The sequence below is a fragment of the Siminovitchia sp. FSL H7-0308 genome (assembly GCF_037980985.1).
Lineage (GTDB): Bacteria > Bacillota > Bacilli > Bacillales > Bacillaceae_C > Siminovitchia > Siminovitchia thermophila.
On the sequence record NZ_CP150282.1, the window covers coordinates 3,491,349 to 3,513,438 of the forward strand.

The 22,090-nt window shown below is 42.3% G+C and carries 16 protein-coding genes; 1 reads left to right on the top strand and 15 read right to left on the bottom strand.

Going from position 1 to position 22,090, the window contains the following annotated elements:
* Positions 1–13: 13 nt before the first annotated feature.
* The 10 genes from MHB50_RS16530 to MHB50_RS16575 all read right to left on the bottom strand — a co-directional run bounded on the left by MHB50_RS16530 (position 14) and on the right by MHB50_RS16575 (position 14,471).
* Positions 14–2,188: a Tex family protein gene (locus MHB50_RS16530; protein ID WP_340084238.1), complete on the bottom strand. Its 2,175-nt coding sequence runs from the start codon at positions 2,186–2,188 to the stop codon at positions 14–16.
* A 1,396-nt stretch (positions 2,189–3,584) separates the two neighbouring features.
* Positions 3,585–4,181, bottom strand: coding sequence for a PP2C family serine/threonine-protein phosphatase (locus MHB50_RS16535; protein WP_077111405.1), 597 nt, complete (start codon positions 4,179–4,181; stop codon positions 3,585–3,587).
* Entirely contained in the window at positions 4,178–4,972 is a 795-nt protein-coding gene (gene sigB / locus MHB50_RS16540; protein ID WP_077111407.1) for an RNA polymerase sigma factor SigB, read from the bottom strand. The genes MHB50_RS16535 and sigB overlap by 4 nt, the downstream gene beginning before the upstream one ends.
* On the bottom strand, positions 4,950–5,423 hold the full coding sequence (rsbW, locus tag MHB50_RS16545) for an anti-sigma B factor RsbW (RefSeq protein ID WP_077111409.1): 474 nt from the start codon (positions 5,421–5,423) through the stop codon (positions 4,950–4,952). Before rsbW ends, sigB begins: the two co-directional genes overlap by 23 nt.
* Entirely contained in the window at positions 5,424–5,753 is a 330-nt protein-coding gene (locus MHB50_RS16550; protein WP_077111410.1) for an STAS domain-containing protein, read from the bottom strand.
* A gap of 76 nt (positions 5,754–5,829) precedes the next feature.
* Positions 5,830–6,837, bottom strand: a complete 1,008-nt coding sequence (locus tag MHB50_RS16555; protein ID WP_077111411.1) for a PP2C family protein-serine/threonine phosphatase — start codon at positions 6,835–6,837, stop codon at positions 5,830–5,832.
* 15 nt (positions 6,838–6,852) lie between these two features.
* Positions 6,853–7,254, bottom strand: a complete 402-nt coding sequence (locus MHB50_RS16560; protein ID WP_077111412.1) for an anti-sigma regulatory factor — start codon at positions 7,252–7,254, stop codon at positions 6,853–6,855.
* Positions 7,255–7,257: 3 nt separating this feature from the next.
* On the bottom strand, positions 7,258–7,614 hold the full coding sequence (locus MHB50_RS16565) for an STAS domain-containing protein (RefSeq protein WP_077111413.1): 357 nt from the start codon (positions 7,612–7,614) through the stop codon (positions 7,258–7,260).
* Positions 7,611–8,447, bottom strand: coding sequence for an STAS domain-containing protein (locus MHB50_RS16570; RefSeq protein WP_321189672.1), 837 nt, complete (start codon positions 8,445–8,447; stop codon positions 7,611–7,613). The genes MHB50_RS16565 and MHB50_RS16570 overlap by 4 nt, the downstream gene beginning before the upstream one ends.
* 765 nt (positions 8,448–9,212) lie before the next feature.
* The gene (locus tag MHB50_RS16575) at positions 9,213–14,471 is read right to left on the bottom strand and encodes an immunoglobulin-like domain-containing protein (RefSeq protein WP_340084240.1); all 5,259 of its coding nucleotides are present in this window, start codon (positions 14,469–14,471) and stop codon (positions 9,213–9,215) included.
* 265 nt (positions 14,472–14,736) lie between these two features.
* Here MHB50_RS16575 and MHB50_RS16580 point away from each other — a divergent pair, with 265 nt between their 5' ends.
* Complete coding sequence (locus MHB50_RS16580) at positions 14,737–16,314, top strand: alpha/beta fold hydrolase (RefSeq protein ID WP_340084241.1); 1,578 nt, start codon at positions 14,737–14,739, stop codon at positions 16,312–16,314.
* Positions 16,315–16,704: 390 nt separating this feature from the next.
* Here the strand turns inward: MHB50_RS16580 and MHB50_RS16585 are convergent, their stop codons facing one another.
* The 5 genes from MHB50_RS16585 to ade all read right to left on the bottom strand — a co-directional run bounded on the left by MHB50_RS16585 (position 16,705) and on the right by ade (position 21,861).
* Entirely contained in the window at positions 16,705–17,268 is a 564-nt protein-coding gene (locus MHB50_RS16585) for a hypothetical protein (protein WP_340084242.1), read from the bottom strand.
* A 243-nt stretch (positions 17,269–17,511) separates the two neighbouring features.
* Positions 17,512–17,862, bottom strand: coding sequence for a type II toxin-antitoxin system PemK/MazF family toxin (locus MHB50_RS16590; RefSeq protein WP_077111417.1), 351 nt, complete (start codon positions 17,860–17,862; stop codon positions 17,512–17,514).
* 4 nt (positions 17,863–17,866) lie between these two features.
* A complete protein-coding gene (locus MHB50_RS16595; RefSeq protein ID WP_018709208.1) occupies positions 17,867–18,148 on the bottom strand; it encodes a YlcI/YnfO family protein in 282 nt (93 codons plus the stop codon).
* Between the two features lie 180 nt (positions 18,149–18,328).
* A complete protein-coding gene (alr, locus tag MHB50_RS16600; RefSeq protein WP_213089054.1) occupies positions 18,329–19,492 on the bottom strand; it encodes an alanine racemase in 1,164 nt (387 codons plus the stop codon).
* A 620-nt stretch (positions 19,493–20,112) separates the two neighbouring features.
* On the bottom strand, positions 20,113–21,861 hold the full coding sequence (gene ade / locus MHB50_RS16605) for an adenine deaminase (protein WP_205179590.1): 1,749 nt from the start codon (positions 21,859–21,861) through the stop codon (positions 20,113–20,115).
* Between the last annotated feature and the right edge of the window lie 229 nt (positions 21,862–22,090).

Here is a 22,090-nt window from a genome sequence, read left to right on the forward strand (position 1 = left end):
GTTTCTTTCTTGCTTAAGATTTCTTCATTGTAAGGGACAATCTTCCCTTTTGGACATCCACTTTTTCAACCCAAACCGTAACGATATCTCCTAGCGATACAACGTCAAGGGGATGTTTGACAAAACGGTCGCTTAGCTTTGAAATATGGACAAGTCCATCCTCTTTCACTCCGACGTCGACAAAGGCGCCAAAGTCAACGACGTTTCTGACAGTTCCTTGAAGTTCCATTCCCGGTGTCAAGTCTTCAAGTTTTAAAAGGTCCTTCTTTAAGATCGGCTTTGGCAATTCATCCCGCAAGTCGCGGCCAGGCTTCATTAAAGAGTCGATAATATCACGAAGCGTCAACTCGCCAAGGCCAAGCTCTTTTGCTGTTTCCTCGACAGGTATATTTTTTAATGCTTCGTTCAGCTTTTGCGAACCAAGATCCGCCGTTGTATATCCAATTGATGAAAGCAGTTGTTGAACCTCGGAATAACTTTCCGGATGGATGGGGGTCGAATCAAGCGGGTCTTCTCCATCCAAAATCCTCATAAAACCAACCGCTTGTTCATATGTTTTTGCGCCGAGCCGAGGGATATCCCGCAGTTGTGATCTACTCGTAAATTTGCCGTTTTCTTCACGGCGTTTTACGATATTGTTCGCTACTGTTTTACTTAATCCCGAAACATATTGCAATAATGAGGGTGATGCTGTATTCACATTCACACCGACCTGGTTTACCGCCGTCTCGACGACAAACGCAAGCTGTTCATTTAATTTCTTTTGCGAAACGTCATGTTGATATTGGCCGACTCCCACGGATTTCGGGTCGATTTTCACAAGCTCGGCAAGCGGGTCCTGAAGCCTGCGGGCAATAGAAACAGCACTTCTTTCTTCCACTTGCAGATCCGGAAATTCTTCCCTTGCAAGATCGGATGCGGAATAAACACTTGCCCCGGCTTCATTAACGATAATATAACTTGCATCAAAATTCAGCTCTTTTAACAAATGTACGGTAAATTGTTCTGTTTCCTGGGAAGCTGTTCCATTTCCGATCGCGAAAATTTCGATCTGGAACCTTTTTAAAACATCCGCCATTTTAGCTTTTGCTGCGTCCCGCTTTGCATTCGGCGGATGCGGGTAAATAACATCTATATAAAGCACCTTTCCGGTTTCATCGACGACTGCCAATTTACATCCTGTCCGGTAAGCAGGATCAACACCAAGGACCACTTTTCCTTTTAATGGCGGCTGCAACAATAACTTTCTCAGGTTTTCCGAAAAAATATGAATCGCCTGATCTTCCGCTTTTTCCGTTAATTCATTTCTAATTTCGCGTTCAATTGCCGGCTCAATCAAGCGTTTGTAGCTGTCTTCAATACTTTCTTTCATTTCCTTGGCAACAACGGAAGCGGAATTTTTAATAAAAGTTCTGCTTAAATAATCAATGATTTTTTCTGTATGGGGCTTGATGGAAACGCGCAATATATCTTCTTTTTCCCCGCGATTTAACGCAAGAATCCGGTGAGGAACAATTTTTCTGACAGGCTCTTCATACTCATAGTACATTTCATATACGGATTTTTCGTCTTTTTCGGCGTTTTTGACGGATGAAACAACAAGCCCTGATTGGAATGTTTCTTTCCGTACCCATTGACGAACCGCGGCATCATCTGAAACTCGTTCGGCTACAATATCCTTTGCTCCTTGAATTGCTGCGGCCGCATCCTCTACCTCTTTTTCAAGATTGACATATTTTGCGGCTTCTTCCTCAAGATTTCCTTCTGACGGAAGTTGCCACATCCAATCGGCAAGTGGTTCAAGGCCCTTTTCCTTTGCGACTGTCGCTTTTGTTCGGCGTTTTTGTCGATAAGGGCGATATAAATCTTCAACTGTTTGCAATTTATCTGCGCGGATAATTTGCAGCTTTAATTCTTCCGTTAGTTTTCCTTGCTCATCAATAAGCCGGATAACATCTTCTTTTCGTTGTTCTAAGCTTTGTAAGTACTGCCAGCCCTCCATAATTTCTTTTATTTGCACTTCATCCAGGGCTCCGGTCATTTCTTTTCTATAGCGGGCAATAAATGGAACAGTATTCCCTTCTTCAAGCAATTGAATTACACTGGTCACGTGTTTTTTGGAAAGACCTAAGCTTCCCGCCAACTTTTTGACGAGCAGGTCCTCATTTTTTGGTTCGGTTACGATCATTGGTACCCCTCGCTTCACTAAATTCTCTTTATTTTACCTTGTTTACAAGTATGGCGCCAATTATTCGGCTGATACAATATTGTCATATCACCTTCTGATCATGCAAGATAACATCCACTAGAACATATGAACTTTGACAACAATGCCTGAATTGACATTGCAAATCAGTTTAAAAAAAGCCAACAATAAAGATTTTTGTGGGGAAGACCGGTTGTTGAAAACTTTTTTGTTTGTTGTTCTTTGGCTTAATCTTTTTCCCACTCACATATTTGCCAATATGAACAGTTTCCATTAGGAGTAATATGAGAAAGCAGTAAATTCTTAGGGAAAGAAAGGGAATTCAAGCATCTGAATTATACAGTATTAACTAGTTGAGCAGGGGAAGCTTGAGTCAATCTCGGTGGTTACTTGCCGGAACGTAAATTACATTTTATATGGACATAATAAGTCATACAGCCATTTCCAAGACAAGTTTGATCAGTTGATGACCCATTTAATGAAAGTCGTATGAACAGCCATTTTTGCCACTGAGGAATATTTATAGACCGATATCGGGTGAAACCTTTCCAGATGATATGCGGAGGATGTGTTGACATAAAGGGGAATCGTTTAATTGAATACTTGTCAATGATGCATCAGTTTGCGGTGCGTGAGCGCCCAACGCAGACAACGTTTAGTTACATACTCGGGTTCTTTGAGAACAATGCAGGACAGACCTAACAGCGAATGAAATGTACTTGGAAAAAGGCTTACTGTTTTCGAGAACTTCCGTTGCTCGAACACGGCGGAAATGAAGACGCGCTCGTTCCTGAAAAATGTGAACATGACCATGAAGCGACCGACTGCGCAATGATCTTTTCAATGGATTGATCGGGAACATGTTATTCCCGATAAAATTCCTATTACGAGAATGATGCCATCAGTACAAGGGAGCGATCGATTCCATTAAAATCAAATAATATGATAAAATACCGGGATGGCTCCAGAGCCGATACGCTATACGGAAACGAATCCAAAACGTTGACGTACGGTATCACCGTTGGACCAATTCGGTTTGGACAGTTTTTGAGCCGGGTGATGATGAGACTTGTAAAAATAAAAGATCAATCACTATAAGTTCATCAAGATAAAAACGTTTCCGAAAAACACTGGGCACAGCAACGTTATCAATGATAGCCTTTGCCGCCAATGTTCCATCTCCCTTTTACTTAGCCGCTATATATATCCGCTCCATCCTACCTAACATCTTCGCACACCTTGGGGATTGGTTATTCCCCATAACGACAGAAACTCACATCACAAGCAAAGCGTTTGTGATTACTGCCTTTTGTGTTTTTACGTTTAACCTATCAAATTCACTTTTATACGATATTAGCCCATATTAAAAACCCGCTACTTAAAGCAGGCTGCCTACAATAAAAGTGACATCATCAGATTTGTTTGCTTGGGACAGTTGTAGCTTATTGGCGAGTGTATACATTGAAGCATAGGAGTTCAAAAGCTTTTTTGATTCAACTTGTGTAAACCCGTCGGAATGAATCAGAAATCTCGATTGCGGTTCATACGAAAAAGTCTGTGTTCTAATTTTTTGCGGCCTTCCCGACATATAGCCGGTAATAGGCATTGGATAAATTAAATTTCCAGAAGGAGTATATACATAAAATCGAATGTTTCCGACACAGCTATACTCAAAGACATGGCGGGCAAAGTCAACCTTTAAAATGGCGACTGCTGCCCCCCTTTTGCTTAATAACACCCTATTGCTAAATTCCATTAATGTATACACGTCTTCATCGGGATTTGATTGAACAACTGAAGTAACGGCTTGGGAAGATTCGTGCGCATATTCCCCGCTTCCCAGTCCATCGGCAAGTACACAAAGAAAATAGTCGTCGGTCGTCGTCATATAAAAACTGTCTCCGCAAAAATGATTGCCTTCTTTTGCTCTTTGAAAGGCGTATGCTTCCAGCTGTTTATGTTTTAAGTGGATCATAAGGTTGATTTCTCCGTATCAATTGGTTCTGCAAAAATGGCCTCCTGAAGCTTTTTAATCGCTCGCCTTTGCAGGCGTGACACGTGCATTTGCGATATGTTCAACAAGTCTCCGGTTTCCTTTTGGCTCAAGTTCTCCAAGTACGTATACTGGATAATTTTCTTTTCCCTTTCGGTTAATACGTGCAGCACTTTTTCAACAACAAGTTTTTGATTGACTCTTTCATAGCCTTCGTCCACATTTCCAATAATATCAAGCAACGTAACAGTGCTTCCATCCGCATCCGCTTCAATGGAATGATCAACTGATAGCGCCTGATAACTTTTCCCCATCTCCATTGCTTCCAGCACTTCTTCTTCCGTCACATCCAAGCACTCGGCAATTTCATGAATTTGGGGAGAGCGCTGAAGTTCACTCGTCAATTCTTCTACGGTCGTTTTGATTTTGGGACCTAGTTCCTTAATTCGGCGAGGTACATGAACGCTCCATGTTTTGTCACGTAAAAATCGTTTAATTTCTCCAATAATCGTCGGTATCGCAAATGCTTCGAAAGACTTTCCATAGGATTCATCATAACGGCGGATGGCTCCTAAAAGACCGATGATTCCAACTTGAAAAATATCTTCGTGATGCGATTTTCCTTTGGAATACTTCCGGGCAATCGATTCTACCAGATTTTTATAATGCATGACGAGCTTGTCTTGAGCTTCCCTATCTTCATGAAGTTGAAACGCCTTGATCCATTCGTTGACCTCGCTTTTGGCGATATCAGGTTGAGATTTTTTCGGCATCCATCTCCACCTGCTCCCTTTCGAGAAATTTCGTCATGAACACGCTGACGCCTTTGTGCAGCTTTACATTGACTTCGTCCATTAGACTCTCGATTAAATACAGACCCAAGCCTCCTTCACGCAAAAATTCCACTTGTTCTCCATTAGAATAAGGACCTGTTTCTGCGCGGGTTTCTTTTATATCGAAGCTTTTTCCGGAATCTGCTACCATAACTTCCAAACGGTTCTCATAAAGAGCAAAGCCTACTACAACTTCCCCGTTCTCTTCCCTGTTGTAAGCATGTTGGACAGCGTTGGTCACTGCTTCACTTGTGGCAATTTTAATATCTTCAATGACTTCATAGGAAAAGCCCATTCTGCTGGCGATTCCTGAAAGGGTTAACCGTATGACTCCAACATATTCCGGCTTTGCGGGAACCTTCATCTCGATATAATCAAACGATGCCTCCATTTATACTCCACCCTCTACCTCGGTATTGATGTCCATCACATCTGCAAGCCCGGTAATATCAAACAGCCTTTGCAATCTTTCCGACATTCCAGTTAATGTCAAATCTCCTTCATTTGCGCGGAGCTGCTTAAATAACCCTACGAACACCCCAAGACCCGTGCTGTCCATGTATGTAACTTCGGTTAAATCTACAACTAATTGCATTCCCTTCTTCTCGGCATGCTTTATTAATTCATCTCGAACTTTAGGAGCTGTGTAGGCGTCAATTTCACCAGCTATAGACGCGTGAACAGCATTGTTGTTTTCGGTTATTTTTATAGAAACATTCACAAATATCCACCCCTATATAATTCCTGAATAGTTGCTTTTAACACTTACCCGCGTTTTCAAAAAGATAAACATGTTTTTATTTCGTTCTTTTTAAAATGATTAACGTAAAGTCATCCCGCAATTCAAATTCCTGAAGTCTTTCCAAATCTTTAAACACATTATTCACGATTTCCTGGGCTGGAAGATGAATATATCGATCAATGTAACTTGTGAGATCTTCCCTTTCGATAAAACCTTCTTCCGTCCGGCATTCCGTTACCCCATCGGACATGAGAATAATCATATCACCCGGTTCTAATTGGATTTCATACTCTTTATATTCGGTATTTTTATTAATACCAAGCAATAAACCTCTGCCGCAAAAATCTAAGTATTCCTTGCTTTTCGCCTTATAAAAAAATCCCGGTTCATGTCCGGCGGTCGCATAGCTGAATAGATGTTGCTTTGCATCATAAGTGCCATAGCACATCGTTATAAACATATTCGGGTCAACGTTTTGCTCCACGACACGGTTTAAACTTTTCAATACCGAGCCGGGACTGTGATCATCTCCCGGAAGGCTGTCCATCGCATATTTAATCATTGACATCGAAAGTGCCGCGGGTATGCCTTTACCAATAACATCAGCGATGGCTATTCCGACGAGGTGGCTATCGTTTGAAACAAAATGGAAATAATCTCCATTCATTTGTCGGGCCGGCACACTGATCGCCCCAATATCCACCCCTTTAACCGAAGGAATGGATGTCCTTAGCAGTGTTTCCTGCATGTTTGCCGCTACTTCAATTTCGTTCCGCAAAGCCAGCTGCTCCGTTCTAAGGCTTTGATGTTCCCGATAAGCAAGTCCGTAGCCCAACATCACTTCTAGAAGCACATCAAAAGAGTCGATGATTTTTCCAGCAGAGTAATTTTCTTCCATCATAATGGACTTGTGAAGGCTGATTACTTCCTCTGGTGCTATTTGATGTTCAATCAATTTCCGGCTTAATTTTTGTCCTTGATAAAGGATATTTTCATCTTTATCGTTTAGGTATTTCCGAATAATCTCTTTGTACTTCGGTACAATTGTTTCCCAAAACCCCATTAAGAATCACTCCCCTTATCGGAGCCACTTCACCGCAGTTACCACAGTGCCTTTTCCTGGTTCAGACTCTATATTGAAATCATCCATTAGCCGCTTTACACCTGGAAGGCCGGCGCCCAATCCCCCAGAAGTGGAATACCCGTCCTCCATTACTCTGCGAATATCTTCAATCCCCGGTCCTTGATCCTGCGCGATAATTTTAAGCCCTTTTTTTCCATCCAAAAATTCTTTCTCTATCCAAACTTTTCCTTCACCTGCGTATAAAAAGATGTTTCGAGCCAATTCGCTGATTGCAGTTGTTATTCTTGCCTGGTCAACTACCCCAAAGCCCAGTTCCTTTGCTGCATTTCTGCCTAATTGGCGAACTGCCACGATGTCCCATTCATTTGATATTTTTACAAAGGACTGCAGCTCCATAGGCTAATCCCCCAGTTCCTGTTGTAATTTATCCAATCCATTTTCTAAATCAAGGGCTGTAGTCACGTCCTCCATGCGAATACCCAACTCAATAAGCGTAATGGCTACAGCAGGTTGGATCCCGGTAATGACTACTTTGGCTCCCATTAGCTTGGACATTTCCATTACATCGCCCAGCACTTTCGCGATAAACGAATCAATGATATCGAGCGAAGTAATATCAATCACGACACCACGAGCATTGGTGGCATGAATTTTATTTAAAAGATCCTCTTGGAACTCCAGTGCTGTCTGATCATCGAGTTCCCATTGAATCGAAACTAGCAGACAATCCCGAAGCTTTAAGATTGGTATTCTCAATGAGCACCCTCCTCAAGTACCACTATTTTTCTATTTGTGAAGGCTAGTGCTTTCTCTATTCCTTTTTGCAATGTACTCGTCGTCGTAATGTGGTTCAAATGAATGCCGAGATTGACGATTGTCTGGGCGATTTCCGGGCGAATTCCCACAATCATGCATTTTGAACCTACAAGCCGGACCGCATCCGCCGCTTGAATGATATGATGAGCCACCATGGTATCCACCACAGGCACACCGGTAATATCGATAAGAACGACATCCGCCCGATGTTTGACAACACCCGACAGCAAGTTTTCCATGATCAGCTTGGCACGTTCCGTGTCGATGGTTCCCACCAAGGGCATGACGGAAATTTTTTCAAATACGGGTATGAGTGGAGCTGACAGTTCCTGAAGAGCCACTTTTTGTAAAAAAACTGTTTTCTCCCAACTATTGGAATATGCCTCGACGATTTGTCTGTTCAATGGGGAAATCCAATTTTCTATTTCATGAAAAAGTTTCACAAGATCATCGGCCCCATAATTATTTTCTTCCTTCATCCAGTCAAAGATAAGGGTCTTCAGTACTTGCAGACCGGACATTAAAAAGGTGAGCGGCCAGCCAATTCTCACAACTTGTTCCGCAAATCTTTCGACTTTCGTTTCGTAACGATTCTCTGAATCTACGATATTGAAAACAGCGATGTCAAAAAACTCCCTGCTTATGCTTTCAAATTTATCGTCAGAAATGACATGTAACGGGCCATCCCCGCCCAGCTGTTTCATCTCCACGATCCAGTCATCCATCAATTTGTTCCTATTTTTTTTCAAAAAATTGGCGACTTCCATTTTCAACAAATTTCCTCCTATTCGTACAGCTCCTTAGCTTCAATGATATCAATAACCCTATTTTAACAATATCATGCCCAAAAAAACAATTTATCACCACAATATTTTACAAATAATTCCAATAATAATCGTTGCCAAACGCTATTGCAATCTCCTTATTTTTACAACATGGGGGCATGCAAAACGTGACGGCTACTAGTGAAGGCGGCCCATAAAACTTGGCTGTCACGCCGGTATGACTTTTACGACTCATCCATTGTGGCCAAATCATTATGAAAGAAATTAACGATGCGATTTCCAATTTTGTACAAAAATAACCTCTCTCATGGCCTATGGTGCTTTCTTTTCATTCTGATAGTCTAGTTGCATGAGAGTTTTTCCCAGATGTTACCGATCACTATCATCCCGTTCGAATGGGGCGCTCACCTCATCTGGACGAGGAATATTGATCATCGGCTTCCACAATGGACGTTTTTCCTTCCGCCTCCGTCCATACTAGTATAAGTGATCTCTTCTAACACCTTGTCCATATGAATTATATCAAATAAGGATGACTTCATTCGCATGTCTTCTTCATTTCACTAAATATGCATTACATTTCACCATTAAGAGGAAATTTAATAGTTAAAAAGTCTTTAGTTTGGTTATTTAATCATGATTCTAAGAAGGCCGTTTAAGAAGGCTTCACTATAAAAAAGTGAAACAAAAAACAGTCCACGCATTAGTTTCTAACACATGGGACTGTTTTTGTACATTAAAGAACTATTTCGTTCAAACTTGGCGTCTTCTTTTTAGCCACAACCAAAATAATATACTTATTCCGAGACTAAAAATAATCATTCCCATAAGCAAGTACCAAAGCATGTTCGTAGCTGTATTTGGCAGTGGTTTATTAGGAGCAGGCTGCGCTATTCCTTGATCATTTCCTGCCTCATCAACAACTCTTTTCTCTGTTTCTTTGTTAAGTGCAGCGGATTGTTTCGTGTTTTGATGTTTGTTACCCAATTCCGGCTGCTCGGTTTTCGGCGGGGTCTTCACCCCCGATATGGATGCGCTCTTCGTTCTGGCTTGAATCGTTTGGCTAGATTCATTTCCGTATATATCTCCCGATATTAATTGATAAGTATAAACCGTATCCGGCTTTACATCATGGTCTGTATATACTTCATCCGTTCCTTGTAATGTCGCAATTTCTTTTCCATTTTTTAATAGCCGATAATAACTGACCCCAGAGGCGTCTTCAGCCTTGAATTTTAATTTTACTGCTTTTTCCCCAGGTTCAGCTTCAAAGATGATTATGTCAGGCGATTGGTCATCTGAAAATACGGCATACGTTGAAAAATGTGGCACTCTTGCTGTAATGACATGTTTCTTTGGATCTACTTCGCCACCAACATGCACCCATTTCCTTTGTTGTTCATCAAGATAATAAATAGCTACTTGGGCACTTGACAATTTTTGATCGTATCCCATTGTTAAGGTATATGGATCTGTCAGGTGGAACGGATTTGGACTATCAACCGTAAATGAATATCTATCGCCTGCTTGGTTTAGCCCCTTATAATTTGTGTTTCGTATATCGGCATGTTGAATAAACATTCTCGTTCCTGCAAGCAGATTTTCGGGGGTGGAAAGCTGTACATTTGTACCTTTTAATGTGTAAGTTTTCCCTGATTTTAATATTCGTTGCTCGTTCAAGTAAAGATAATCATCGTCTATTTCAAACAACCAGCTTTCTTCTATGTCTCCGTAAGTTGCATAAATGACGAGTGTGCCGTACTTATGAAACTGAATAAGCCCATCATTTCGTACACTGGCAAGTTCAGAATTGCTGGATTTAAAAGTAGCTTTGTGCCTATATGTTGGTTTTGGTTCGTTCTTTTCATATACAGGAACGACATTGAGTTGATACGTATCCCCTACTTTCAGTTCATTGGGTACATCCTCAGTAGCCGTTAATCCACTTACTCCAACCACTTGCACAGTTCGATGTAATTTCGCCTCATTTCCTGCTGGATCTGTAATGCTATATGTTATCTTATGGGTCCCTGGTGTTGTTGTATCAAAATCATTTCCTATTATTTGAACTCGATCTGTTAAATTCCCAAAATGTGTATGGAAAGCATTCGCTCCTTGTTCTTTATAAGTCAATCCAGTTTCCATCACAATCTTTTCATTTCCATTTAATAATAATATTGGCGCGGTACGATTTATTTGAACAATGGACTGAGATTCGGCTCCGACATTTCCCGCTTGGTTGACTGTTCTCGCATAAATGTCGTGTTCTCCCGCTTCTTCTACTGTAAATGGCGATTGGTAGGTCGTCCATTTGCCACTTTCGCCTACTTTATATTCCGTTTCGGCTACACCACTCGGGCCAGGTTCTCCGGCAGCTATCGTCACTTCTACTGCTTCGTTTGTCCAACCAGACTTGGATAAAGTTATTTTTGGAGCCGTCGGCTTCGTTCGATCAATTTTCACCGTGGACTGCGATTCGGCTCCAACATTTCCCGCTTGGTTGACTGTTCTCGCATAAATGTCGTGTTCTCCCGCTTCTTCTACTGTAAATGGCGTTTGGTAGGGAGTCCATTTGCCACTTTCCCCCACTTTATATTGCGTTTCGGATACACCGCTCGGACCGGGTTCTCCGGCCGCTATCATCACTTCTACTGCTTCGTTTGTCCAACCAGACTTGGATAAAGTTATTTTTGGAGCCGACGGCTTGGTGCGGTCAATTTTTACCGCAGACTGAGATTCGGCTCCGACATTTCCCGCTTGGTTGACTGTTCTCGCATAAATGTCGTGTTCTCTCGCTTCTTCTACTGTAAATGGCGATTGGTAGGTCGTCCATTTGCCACTTTCGCCTACTTTATATTCCGTTTCGGCTACACCACTCGGGCCAGGTTCTCCGGCAGCTATCGTCACTTCTACTGCTTCGTTTATCCAGCCATCCTCTGATAAGCTAATCTTCGGGGCTAACGGCTTCGTTCGATCAATTTTCACCGTGGACTGCGATTCGGCTCCGACATTTCCCGCTTTGTCGACTGTTCTCGCATAAAGGTCATGTTCTCCCGCTTCTTCTACTGTAAATGGCGTTTTGTAGGTCGTCCATTTGCCACTTTCGCCTACTTTATATTCCGTTTCGGATACACCGCTCGGACCAGGTTCTCCGGCCGCGATCGTCACTTCCACTGCTTCATTTGTCCAACCAGACTTGGATAAAGTTATTTTTGGAGCCGACGGCTTGGTGCGGTCAATTTTTACCGCAGACTGAGATTCGGCTCCGACATTTCCCGCTTGGTTGACTGTTCTCGCATAAATGTCGTGTTCTCTCGCTTCTTCTACTGTAAATGGCGATTGGTAGGTCGTCCATTTGCCACTTTCGCCTACTTTATATTCCGTTTCGGCTACACCACTCGGGCCAGGTTCTCCGGCAGCTATCGTCACTTCTACTGCTTCGTTTGTCCAACCAGACTTGGATAAAGTTATTTTTGGAGCCGTCGGCTTCGTTCGGTCAATTTTCACCGTGGACTGCGATTCGGCTCCAACATTTCCCGCTTTGTCGACTGTTCTCGCATAAAGGTCATGTTCTCCCGCTTCTTCTACTGTAAATGGCGTTTGGTAGGTCGTCCATTTGCCACTTTCGCCTACTTTATATTCCGTTTCGGATACACCGCTCGGACCAGGTTCTCCGGCCGCGATCGTCACTTCCACTGCTTCATTTGTCCAACCATCCTCTGATAAGCTAATCTTCGGGGCTAACGGCTTCGTTCGGTCGATTTTGACATCTGCTTGAGCGATTTCGCTATATTTTCCTTTGCGATCTTTTGTTCTAGCGTAGATCTTATATTCACCAGCTTCGGTTAGGTGAAATGGCTTCTCATAAAACTGCCATTCTCCATCTTTTCCAATCTTATACTCTGATTTTTCTACACCGCTTGTACCCACTTTGCCATCCACGATGGTCACTTCCACCGCTTCATTCGTCCATTCACCGGACGGATTCACCTTTATGGTTGGTTTTTCCGGTTCCATATCGATTTCCAATTTCATATTCCCGGCATTTTTAGAAAACTCGTAGCCATTCGTCGCTTTCCATGTAAAATTAGTCATTCCAATCCACAATAAGGGAGGCATAAACGTTAAATCCTTCAATTGATCAAGAGGAATCACTTGACCAGTTGCAACTTCTTCTCCGCTTAAAAACAACCTGCCTTTATCAGGAAGAGTCTCCATTCTAACTGCTTCGATTTCCGTTTTGTCTCCGTTTTTATAAACAAAGTCCTCCTTTTTAAAACGGACTTTCTGACCAATCCCTCCCGTTACAACGTGATCTTCCGGAACTGGCAGAGATCTATATATAATTGCCGCCTCATATTCACTGACATTTTGAGCACGATCCCGCAGTTGCATATAAACGGTTTTCTGACTAACACCTGTCTCTTCCAACATCCATGGCTTCGTTTCTGAAAAATTCTCCCAATTATCCTGCCATGTATCTTTGTCATTACTAAACCGCATCTGCACCTGGCCAGAACCGCCTAAATCTTTTGCCGTTACATTCAAGATGACCTGGCGAGAGTTTGTATAATTTTCATTTCCGTTTATTATAATAGTTCCACTAGGGGCCTCACGATCGATCAAAAATTGCAGTGCAGTCGCTTCCCCGCGTGTATTGGTTATTTCCAGTTCTATTTCTCCTGTTTCTGCTATAGCCAACTGCTTAACCGCCGTATCTCCGCTTTCTCTTACAAATACCTGTTTTCCATTCATATGAACCGTTTTGACACGAGGGGCAAGTGTGACCGTTACATCACGATTGTATACACCCCCATCTTCAACTCCATCGATCAGTGGGCCGAGCTCCAAATCAATGCTGGCTGAAAAAGTGTCACTAATATTTCCAGCCGGATCCTTTAAGCGAACATACACCGTTTTTCCTTCTTCCACTGTCGGAGATTCCAATGTCCATTCATACGTTTTTGAAAACGGCACCCACTCATGAGGCCACTCATTACTTTTATTGGAAATTTGCATTTCTGTTACACCATTCGTATCCCGACCATCCATATGCAGAGTCACTTTTGGGGCCTTTGTACTCACTTCTCCCCCGTTGATCGTAACATTTCCGGCAGGCTTCACCGTATCCAATATGACATTGGCCGTGTATTGATTGGTCAAAGCTCCAGCCTGGTTTCGAAGCTGTAAATAAACTGTTTTTGGCCCATCACCCGATGGCAAAGTCCATTCCATTGATGATTGATATGGCCGCCATGGTGTGATCCAGTCATTAGAACTGTTTCCTAGCCGCATTTCAACCGGCCTGCCATTGTTGGGACGAGCATCGATTCGCAATTTTACCCCTTCTGTATTTGTAAAACCATTGCCTTCAATGGCTATTTCTCCCATAGGCGGCGAAGGCTCCTTATACATAACAAGCAGCATTGGTTCATAGTATTCTTTGCTGTGATTATATATTGACAAGTTCCGGTTCTTTTCGGGGGAGCCGGGATCAGGCGATTCAGTTGCCCCCCCAAATAAAAAAGCAGCTTTACTATGATGGAGTTGAGAAACGACATAAGTTGTGACGTTAAATGACATGCTAAAAGGAGCGTGAGTAATGGGCCTATTTAACAATTTCGCACTTTTATTACGTACAAACATATTTTCCAGACTGTAGTTATTGACTCCCCATATATCCAAAAAAGGGGCATTTTCCAGGGAAGAAGGTGCTACGCCAAACTGTAAGGCTACCATTTGTATGTCCTTGCTTCGGTCAATTTCTTCCAGAGAAAAATAGACTAAAGGTTCATGATAAATACGCGATCCCTCCTTCCATTCATACCCTACTTTGCTAGTACCAGAGCCGGGGCCCAACTCCCATGACCCATCAACACGTTGAAAGTCTAGTGTTTTTTCAGCTTTAATGATTTGAGACAAATTTTGCGCCTCTACTTTCCCCTGAAAAAAAGGCTCGATCATAGAGAAACTTAAAATAAAAATAAGGAAAATAGCGATCTTTCTTTTCATTTTTTTAATCCTTTCCGATATAAAAAGTGTACGTTATCATCTATACTAGTTGGTGAAAAAAACAGAATCTATTCCACCAATCTAATCTTGCTCGCAATCATACCAAATGGAGCGTTACACAAACGCAACACCTCATTTTAAATACAATGGATTGCACAAAAAAAATTCTCCCTTTTTTTTATGAAAAAAGGAGAATCTGAATGTCTATAAACTGTCAGCCATGTCATCTGTCCAATGAAACAAAACAAGCAAAAGGGGGGTCTTCATGCCGCTTATAAAAATCAATGACAGACAAGTTCATTATGTACTTCAAGAGGCGCAATCAGCCCATCATACTGACGAAATACTCGTCCTTATTCATTCAAATGCAGTCGATCTGCGGTCTTTTGAAACACTAATCAATCATTTGGGCGATACTTACTCTATCTTGCGCTATGACTTGAGAGGATATGGAAAAAGTGAAAATGATGTCCCCATTCAAGATTTGACGATCCAGCGATTCGTCATGGACCTTCATGAATTGCTGGAAGCTTTCGAGTTGAAAGCTGTACATATCGTTAGCTGGCAAATGGGCGCATTGATCGGCGCAGCCTATGCAAACCTACATCCAAATAAAGTAAAAACTCTTACATTAATGTCCTTACCATGCCACCCGCCACATATGATTCCAAGTATCCGATCCCATCGAAAAGAATTGTCAGGCGGAAAAAAAGAAATTCCATTTGACTACTTGGAGGCAATGGCCACCACTTTGCCAAAAGGGCATCCAGAGCTAGACAAGTTGAAAGTATATGCCGAAACGATTGAATTTGACCTTTACGCCAAGGTCATGGACTTGACCGTCAGTTCAGATCCCATTACGGATATCAAACAATTGCAATGTCCTACACTCATTTTGTCGGGAGCAAAAGACTTTTTGTTTCCTTTTCATTATTTAAAATTACATACGGTCCATTTGCGCCACTGCCAGCATTTAATGATACCAAACGCATCCAGTCTTATCATTCTGGATCAACCGAAACTGATTGCCCAGATTCTCCATGATTTTGTCACGCATCAGAATGGCCCGCCTGTTGTTCCTGATCCATTTATCCGTTCAGTGGATGAGACAATGCTTGATTATGTCAGTCAAATTCAAACAGAGTGGCTAGACAAGCTCCAGGCGCACAAACAGCTGCAAGTAAAAATACTGGAGCCATTTCATGTGCATCTTGAAGGAGAGCCGATACAAAATGGTTGGAATAAGCGTTTCGCCAAACCATTGCTGCTTTTTCTGTTAGTCAACCGTTCCACGACGCGAGAACATATATGTGAAACATTGTGGCCACATATTCCGATTCAGCAAGCAAAAGCCAATTTACGGGTATATTTGTCCTACTTGCGCAAACTTTTAACCATTCCAGGGAGCGATTACTCCTTTTTAGTGTTAGATGGCGCTCACGTATATCTTCAAGGAGAAGTGAAATGTGATGCCGTGATCTTTATGGAAAAAATTCGCGAAGCGCAATATGAATCATCATACAAAAAACGGCAACAGCTTATTGATCAGATGATTCACACTTTCCCCAAGCGCCTTTTTGATGAGTCTCACCCTACTGACTGGTTTTTAGAATTGCGCACCCAGATAGAAGAAGACGTAATGGATCTCGTTCTTTGGAATGCTTACGCTTATAAAAAGCAAAATAATTATATGACAGCCATTTATCAGTTAAAAAAAGCCATCCAATTAATACCTGCTCTTGAATTTTATGAATGTTTAATTGATTTTTACCGGAAAGAAGGGATGGAGGAACAAGCAGCGATGTGGAAGAGGCGGATGTTGGAGTATGATAAACATCAATAAAAGAACGTGAAATACGAAAGGAAACTTGGAGGGGACAGAGTATATTTCTTATCTCTCGTTTATAGGAAAGTGATTATAAATAAGAGCGAACCTGTTTCCATTTGCAAAATGCCGATAACAGCATTCGAAAAAGAAATAAATGACATTGTTGGCTGTTAGACAATACAGGGAAACTCTCCCCCTTGTTTATACAAGACATTCCCTGTACTACACCCGGCTGCTCTTTACCCGGTGAACAGCAACTGCTCCAGCTCATCAAAATGTTTCCCGGGCTTCCCCCACTTGTTCGGTCTACACGTGGGGATGTAGCACACGATTCCTCGGGCACTTTCCTCCAGACTCGTTCCTGAGAGAAGGCATTTTCCTCCAGACTCGGGTTCCTAAGGGTATTTACGAATCATTTATTTCGTTATGAACCATTTGCTTTAGTATTTTTTTTGTCGTAAAAGGCTTTATAAAAAGTAAATGGAATGTGTTTGTGATTCCACCCAAGACCAAAAAATCTAGCCGGGCAAATACCAATGTCAATATAAAAGAAATAAGGGCCATTAAAACACTCAAGCCGCCCCCGGCGTATATGGCTACACGATATTGTTGAATCCCTTTTCTGGCATATGTTTCCATGCTCTCCCTGTTTAAAAAAATCTCCCTTGGCTTTTGTGCATAGAAACTTCGATAGTACATTTTTGCTACGAAATAACTCCCGATGATCACAATGCCAATGCAAGTAAGTAAGAACATATTCACTGCATTTCCTGCAAATGAAAAGTAGAGAAATATTTCATTGGCCAAGTATATTCCTCCAAGGATGGCAAGTGAATAGATGATTAATATGAGAATCGCATAAAACTCCTGGTGCTGAAACTTATAAAATTTATGATGTTCTCGGTCATAAAATATCGTATATGCTTTTTGTTCCCGATAAATCGGGATGAGTTTATCTATTTTTTGCATTCCTTATAATCCCCTTTATATACTCGCTTTAACATGGGATTCTCACGGATCACAATGCTTTATCCAGAGGCTCTATCAGCATATTGATTGAGCATGTTTTCTACAACAAAAGCCTTATCATGAAAGCATCCATTGGTCAATAGCTTCATAAATGTGGCTCATATAGCCTGTTTTACTAAAAATGATCATAAAAAAGCTTGTAGAGAATCATAATACCTGCATTCCCTACAAGCTGACAATTTTTTAAAAAGAGATGAGGCCCAAACTGATTTGTAAGGCATCATCCACCTTTTCCATCATTTCTTCGTCCAGATGTGTAATTTTATCCGTTAGACGCTGCTTGTCAATCGTTCTAATCTGTTCAAGCAGAATGACTGAATCCCGTTCAAAACCATAACGCTTTGAATCAATTTCTACATGCGTAGGCAACTTAGCTTTTTGGATTTGTGCTGTAATGGCCGCAACAATGACCGTGGGGCTGAAACGATTCCCGATATCGTTTTGGATCACGAGCACCGGCCTGACTCCCCCTTGTTCCGAGCCTACTACCGGGGATAAATCGGCGAAATATACATCGCCTCGCTTAACGCCCAAAAGATCATCCCCCGCTTACAAGCCGTTCGACAGTATGCTCTGCCTCGTATTCCGCCTGTATAGCCTCCGATGCAATCGCAAGGTTGATCTTGGCCATTTCCATGTAGCCTCGTCTCATTGATTCTACTATGTGGCGTTTTTTTCGTTCACGAATATACATTTTCGTAGCGCGGTAAATAAATTCGTTTCGATTTACATTCTCTTGTTCTACAAATCCGTCCAGCTCCGCCAAGAGTTGCTGTGGTAAACGAATAATAATTTCAGTTGTTGCGCTGGATTCAGACACTAACCACACCTCCACCATCAATACAAGCCGTTTTAATTCAAATCAACTATAATCATACCATCAAACAGCAGTCCTGCAAAGAACATTTGGGATTCTTTTTCTATTATCGGCCCGGCAAAGAATTCCTTATACATCATTTCTCCCTTTTTAGCTGAATTCCTTCTTTTTTCTACTGAAATTTTACAAAAATCGAGTAGAAAGTTTATTTTCAATTTCGACGGCTTGCTTCCCTCGTTTAAACACCCTCGGAACACGAAAATTGATCGAACATGTTACTTCATAATTGATTGTATCAAGCTTTTTGGCGATGTCATCCACGGAAATAAACAGGTCTTGCCGCCCGCCGATGAGCGTAACTTCTGTTCCAACCGGAAAATAGCGGGGGAGACGAATCATAGTTTGATCCATACAAATTCTCCCAACAATCGGGGCAAATTCATCTTCTATAATAACCCGCTGGCCTTCCAGCTTTCTGAGCCAGCCGTCCGCGTACCCAACCGGAAGCGTGGCGATCCACTCTTCTTCGCGGGCCTTGTAACAAGCTCCATACCCGACGCACTCCCCGGCCTGCAGCTTTTTAACATGAACAATTTTTGTATGCCATGAAAGGACCTGACGGGTTTTCGGAATAAATTGTCTTTCTTCTGATGGAGAAAGACCGTAAATGGCGATCCCGATTCTCGCTGTATTGAACAAGGAATCATGGTGGCAAAGGGCAGCAGCGCTGTTTGCGGCATGAATATAAGTCGGAACTGTTTCCAAAAGATCAATAAATCGTTTGAACTTTTGCAGTTGCTGCTGATAATAACATTCTTCTTGTTGATCTGCAGTCGCAAAATGCGTAAAGATGCCCTCAAACAAAAACTTGTCCGATGCAGAGACCATTTTTTCAACTTCTTTCAGCTCATCGGCTCTTCTAAGGCCAATTCGTCCCATGCCGGTATCGCATTTTATATGGACTTTTAATACGTCGCCGTCCTTCATCGACCGGCTCGCTTCCTCTAACCAGTCTGTTTGAAAAACGGGTACGGAAATATTGTAACGGGCAGCCACTCCGGCATCGCTTGGCCGAATAGCGCCAAGCACGAGAATCGGCGCCTCAATTCCATGCTTTCTTAGCCATAATGCTTCATCTAGCAGTGCCACAACCAAACCGTGCGCCCCTGCTCTTAACGCTTCCAAGCCAACCTGCAAAGCCCCATGGCCATACGCGTTCGCCTTCACGGCGGCCAGCATATGTGTGTTCCGCGGCAACGCGTTTCTGATCATTTTAACATTGTCATACAAGGCATCTAAATCAATTTCCGTCCATGTATCACGGAAAAATGGAATTTCTTCATTCAAGTAAGTCACACTCCCCAGATCGACTTCACATTATTGATTATTCAATCAGGGCACACATATGTCAATTGATTTTTAGAAAACCTTCCCGTTCGCTTTATTGTGATTTTTGCGAAACATTAAGGTACTTTCTCTCTTCTGTCCAATTAAAAGCTGTTGTTTTCGTTGTAGCGGTTACAAACATTGATGCTGGAATGTGTGAATATGGAAAAATGAGGAAATGATCAAGTTGGGAAGGGGACAATCTACTGCCTCCCGAATATAAGAAATGCATCCATGTTGTAAATATTTATCCAATCCCATTCTGCGCTCTCCATCCAAACAACTGCCAGAAGACGGGTTTCCTAAAAGCTATGGCCGAAAAAAATTCTTTCTTCTATAAAAATTGCCTAAAAACGAGCATATGACTTTCACGTTAATGAATTGACATTTTTCGTATGCAAAATCCTGAATATTACCATCATAAGTCATTTTGGCAAAAAAACAACACCGCAAAAAACAAGAAAATATATTGAACCGTGGATTTTTCACTTCCCCATCGTTCCTTAAACCAATCAAGCTTTTCCTAGCGATGTATCTCCCGCCTTGAAACGGGAGACTTCATGCCAGATAATACGTTTCACCTATGTAATGTTACTCGCTTCAATTTCAATATGCCGGAATGCTTTTACATCAAATAACCCGGTATCAGTCAGTTTTAATTCAGGAATAACGGGCAAGGCAATAAAGGCTAAAGTAATAAACGGGTTAAATTCCATGGAGCAACCTATTCGCTCCAAAGCTTTATTAACCTCTTTGATCCGCTCATGAATCACCTGATAATCCAGATCCGACATTAATCCGGCAATCGGCAGCGGAAGGGAAACAATGGGCTTTCCACCTTCCACAACAACGAGGCCGCCTTTCATGTCTGCTGTCACCTGAATGGCCATCAGCAAATCATCATCATTTGTACCGGTGGCGACAATATTATGCGAATCATGGGCAACTGTCGACGCAATAGCCCCTCTTTTCATCCCCATCCCTTTCACAATCCCAAGACCGATATTTCCTGTTTCGTTATGACGTTCGACGACTGCTATTTTCAACTGATCTTTTTTGGTGCACGGCTGAAAAAAACCATCAATCACATCCACCTTCTCAATAAGGTGTTTTGTGACAATCATCTTTGGCTTGATTTCAATAATATTTGCTCTGTTTCCTTTATTCATTCTCACTTTTAAATCTTCACGAGATACGTGCTTTATATGAAGGCTGTCTGTTATGGCGGGTGACGCAACGAAAGCCTTCTTAGGCTGGATCACATGGCCATTTTGGGCTACTAGGTTTCCTCTTTTATATACCCGATCAATATCGACGGTCTTGAGGTCGTTTAACAGTAGGAGATCAGCTTCATACCCCGGTGCGATGGCCCCTTTTGTTTTAAGTCCGAAACATTCTGCCGCATTTAAGGTAGCCATTTGAATGGCAAGTAGAGGATCGAGTCCTTCACGTATGGCTGTTTTTACATGATAGTCGATGCTTCCCTCATCAATGATTTCATCCAGATGCTTGTCATCCGTAACGAATAGGCAGCGGCGCGCAGTATGTTCATGAACAGCTTTCAGCAGAGCAACCAAGTCTTTGGCCGCCGAGCCTTCCCTCAACATCACATACATCCCTTTTCTCAATCTTGTCAGGGCTTCCTCCGCTGTCACACATTCATGGTCGGTACGGATTCCCGCGGCCATATATACATTGATTCCATCCGAATGAATTCCGGATGCGTGGCCATCAATATGCCTTTCTCTAGCCGTTGCATTCATGATTTTGTCTAGCATATTGTCATCTTTATGAAGCACTGAAGGATAATCCATGACCTCTCCGAGTCCAATCACTCTGGGATGGGAGTAATATGGTTCCAAATCTGAAGCTTCAAGCGACGCTCCCGCATTTTCAAAAGGCGTGGCGGGAACACATGATGGCAGCACCAAAAGAACCTCCAGTGGAATATCTTCGGATGTATGGAGCATAAAGTCGATTCCATACGTTCCTGCTACATTTGCGATTTCATGCGGGTCGGCAATGATGGTCGTCACCCCATGCGGAAGGACTACATTGGAAAACACCGGCGGAGTGACCATCGCGGACTCAATATGGACGTGGCCATCAATAAAGCCGGGCACGATATACTTGTCGGATGCATCCACCGTTTCCTTCCCTTCAAATGTTCCTGTTCCGGCGATATAACCATCCACAATGGCAATATCCTCTCTGATAATCTCCCTTGTAAAGACATTGACAACCTTGCCGTTTTTAATCACTAAATCAGCCGGGGCTCTTTTTGCCGCCACGTCTATTCTTTTTTTCAAGTTTTCTATTGTAATGCCCAATCCATATCCCTCTCTTTATTTACTGCATAACCCATATAGCGCCTTCAACATTTTCCATAAAGCGCAAGTCACCCCTATGGCGATGTCTCCTATCAAAGCTAATATGTTATGAGTGCGCATGCCAATACGATCGGAACTATCCGCACCGGAAACACGAAAACGATCGCAGAAGAAAATAATGCAAAAGAAATCCTCCGCAAACACGCATCCCTATTAACGCCCTCCCAGA